Origin of the sequence: Limnohabitans sp. (assembly GCF_040400975.1) — a bacterium.
Classification (GTDB): Bacteria; Pseudomonadota; Gammaproteobacteria; order Burkholderiales; family Burkholderiaceae_C; genus Limnohabitans_A.
Window position 1 is genome coordinate 1 of sequence record NZ_JBBAPF010000062.1, and the last position, 3,402, is coordinate 3,402.

Sequence of the window (3,402 nt, forward strand, 5' to 3'; positions counted from 1 at the left end):
CACTGCGAGTCCCTTGATCATGTTGGCATGCGTGACGAACTTCGCTGCCAGCTCCTCCCCCAGGGCCCACACGAGCTTGGGCTGCGTTATGTCCAGATCGCCAAGCTGTTCGAACGCGTTCTTGAGGTTGCCATCGAGGAAGAAACTCTTTCCCGGCTCTTCCTTCAGACTCAGGATGGCCTTGGTCCACAGGCAGATAGAGCCGATGACAGCCATCCCACAGAACACACTCTCCTTGTCCAGTTGAGGGGTGGCAGACCAGGCGCACACCTGCATGGCCTTGTGCCCGCGCTCCTTCAACGAAGACACAAGCGCTTCTTGTTCCGCATCCGGGCTCTCAGGCCCGATGTCAATGCACCTCTGGGCGACCTCCTTGGCAAGCTCCTTGAAGCGCCGGGTCGCTTCACCACTCACCTCTAACATGTCAGCCGATGCCTTTTCCTGGACGAGCTTCTTCATCCGTGACCATGCGGAGGCAGTGGAATCGTTCAGTGTGCCTGCCTTGTCAAGCACAGCATCCCCAGCTTGGAGACGCGTTGCAATATATTGCGGGGTGCCCTGTCCGCGCACGGCGCCGGCTATATCCAAGCCGGCGTCCAGCAGAGCCTTTTGTTTGCCAGGATGGTGGCATGGATCTTCCGCAACATCCCCACGGCATCTGCCATGGATGTCTTCGTCAGCAGCTTTGCGGATGCCTCAGCGCTCATGCCGGAAAGGAGGTCGTCGATGTCAAACACGGCCCGGCGAAAGAGCTTGCCAATCAGAACCTTGATGGAAGATGCCGCCGACTCCACCTTCGACTTTGCCTGGGCCTTGGGTAAGTCGCACAATGCACATGCCTCTTGTACATGATCCTCCAGTTTGTTCGGTACCGCATTCATGCACTCAGCCAGCCCTCCAAGAACCTGTTTGACAGTTGCTTTGACGTTTCCTTCCTGATCCCCAGCCATGGTGGAGAGCGCCTGTTGAAGCAATGCGTTGAAGCGTGAACGCTCGTCCGCGAGCACGTCCTCTTTGGCAAGGTTCTGGAACGAGTCTTTCAGCTGGCTGCAAAGCAAGGTCGACTCCTGATCATCCACACCACTTTCGACCCATGCCGCCAAAGAGCCGAAGTTCTCCGTTGCAAGGAAGCCCTTCAGAACTCCATGGTAGCCGCTCAAGTCCTGCCGCATGTGCTGCAGATCGGCCAGGGCTTTGTTCTGCTTCGCCCGGCTTGTGGGACCGAAGCCGAGCACTTCGGCCAAGATGGCGCAGTCTGCCATTGCGTCATCCCCTAGCCCCTCGAGCTGAGCAAGGCCCCCTGCTAATTCTTTTAGGCACAACAAGACTCCCTCCTGCGCGTCTTCGATGGGGGATGGCAACTTGAGCGCCAAACCTTTGATAGCCTCCGCCGCTGTTTCGACAAGATGCAACGACGACTCCTCCGTGGAGCCAGCCGCCTCTTTGAACACGGCTATCATGTCATCCACCTGGTTGAAGCGCACATGGTCCCGGATGCTTTCCACGAGCAACATGCCATTCCACGCCTCAGGCACATCGAGTGACAACTCCGTCAGGGCCGCGATGACGGTCCGCATCTTCTCCGGGTTGCCGCCAACCCTTTTGCCGCAAAGGAACGTCTTGGAGGCATCATTCATGGCACCGGTTTTACTGCGCAGAGCTTGCACATAGTCCAACAGATCCTCCGGGACGTGGGACCACTTCTTGATCTTGATGTCCAAGTTCACAACGGCCTTGTGCGCAACGGAGGTCTTCTTCTGGAAGTCCTTCAATGCATTGGAGTAGAGGGCCTCGTCGATCATGCGGCGATTCAGCTCCGCATGGCCCATCAACCGCTCGGCCTCCTCCAGATCTTGAAGAATCAAGTGCAAGCCAAACTTGTCCAGGATTTATCGAGGAGACTTGCCCTCGAACTTTCCTGCTGCTTGCTGCGGCTCATTGGCAGGCTTGGTCTTGGCGGGCCTGGGCGTCGCCGCCTTCGAAGTCGCACGGCTTGCGCTTGCAGCAACTGCGCTGGGCAGCGTGGCCGGCGACTCCGACCGGGCTGCCTTGACGGGTGAAGGCGAAGGCGCAAGCGGGTTTGCACGTTTTGGGGGCTTCTTGCTCTGCTTATGTGATGGTGGAGTCGCTGATGACTGTGCGAAGAAAGTTTCCCTCACAAATGTCAGGTCCTCACCCTCCTCCATGGGATCACCCTCCGTGCTAGTGTCTTCGTTGTCTGTCCGCTCTCGTACATTCTCGGCCTCGCTGACCTCGGCCTCTTCCTCCAGCAGGGCGTTTCCGAGAGACTGATTCACCTCTTTGAGCGCACCCGACACCACGGACTCAAACTTGTCCTTCATCTGGTCAGCCCTGATTGCTGCTTCACCATCGTCCACAGTTGTCTCCATGATTGCGCCCTGGATGTCATTGGCTTCGAGGTCGAAGTGGCCATGAGGAAGCTTGGGGATGAGAACTACCTCAATGGGCTTGCCGTCTTTTTTGCACGTTGCAACTTTCATCCCTCGTTTCTCAATCCGCCCTGGGTGCGCCCGCTCGTAGACCGTCCTCTCGACCGCCCGGAAGGGGGTCTTCAGGTTGAGTTCGGTCTTGGCAAAGGTCTTGACAGTCGTCTTGCGCGCCTCTTCCAGGCGCAAATTTACCCTTTCCTTCTCCCCAAGTCTGAAGCGCATGCGGCCCTCCTCAATTATGGCCACCATTGTTTTGTAGGCGGCGTCAAACTCGCGCTGCAAGTTTGTGTCTGATTGGAGCTGCTTGACAAACATATCGGGATCGTGCCACTTATCTGCAAAGCCGCCGTGCTGCCACGTCAAGAGGCTGACCCGCTCGAACTTTCCATCCGGATTCTGGGCACTGCCCCTGTGCCAAATCATGAACTTGGAATAGTCAGGCCCGAATTTGCCACGGCCGATGACATTGTAGTCAGTGTTTTTCTTGCCAGACATCGGGCATTGCCGCACCTTCAGGAAGACGGTGCCGTCCACTGTCGTGGGAGCGCTGCCCTTGGAGCCACTCCCAGCACTGCGGACCGATGGAGCAGCCATGGGGACACCCGCAGATGGCAAATGCAACGTGTGCCCACACACCTTGCCTGACTACCTATCTCATCCCTGACGCAACCTCGATGTGTGCAAACTGGACTCTGAAACAGTCAGAACAAAAAGCCCGAACCGGGAGTTACAGCCCCCGGTTCGGGAGTTACAGCGGTTCAGAAAAATGAACCGGAATTTTCCGGACCGCAAAAAAAAAACGAACCGGGAGTTACAGCCCCCGAATCGGGAGTTACAGCCCCGAATCGGGAGTTACAGCCCCCGGTTCGGGAGTTACAGCCCCGGTTCGGGAGTTACAGCGGTTCAGAAATTCCGGTTCAGAAATTCAAGCGGTTCAGAAATTCCGGTTCAG

Annotated in this window: 3 protein-coding genes; all 3 read right to left on the reverse strand. The window is 57.2% G+C overall.

The window, feature by feature from the left end:
• Positions 1 to 459, reverse strand: a 459-nt coding sequence (locus ABWQ00_RS15675; RefSeq protein ID WP_353239589.1) for a hypothetical protein, incomplete at its 3' end; no start/stop codon positions are given.
• Between the two features lie 119 nt (positions 460 to 578).
• Complete coding sequence (locus tag ABWQ00_RS15680; protein ID WP_353239590.1) at positions 579 to 1,871, reverse strand: hypothetical protein; 1,293 nt, start codon at positions 1,869 to 1,871, stop codon at positions 579 to 581.
• Between the two features lie 18 nt (positions 1,872 to 1,889).
• Positions 1,890 to 3,044, reverse strand: coding sequence for a hypothetical protein (locus tag ABWQ00_RS15685; protein ID WP_353239591.1), 1,155 nt, complete (start codon positions 3,042 to 3,044; stop codon positions 1,890 to 1,892).
• Positions 3,045 to 3,402 lie beyond the last annotated feature (358 nt).

Excerpts from the sequence above, each read along its gene's own strand:
- ABWQ00_RS15685 (WP_353239591.1), bottom strand. The coding sequence starts at position 3,044 with ATGGCTGCTCCATCGGTCCGCAGTGCTGGGAGTGGCTCCAAGGGCAGC.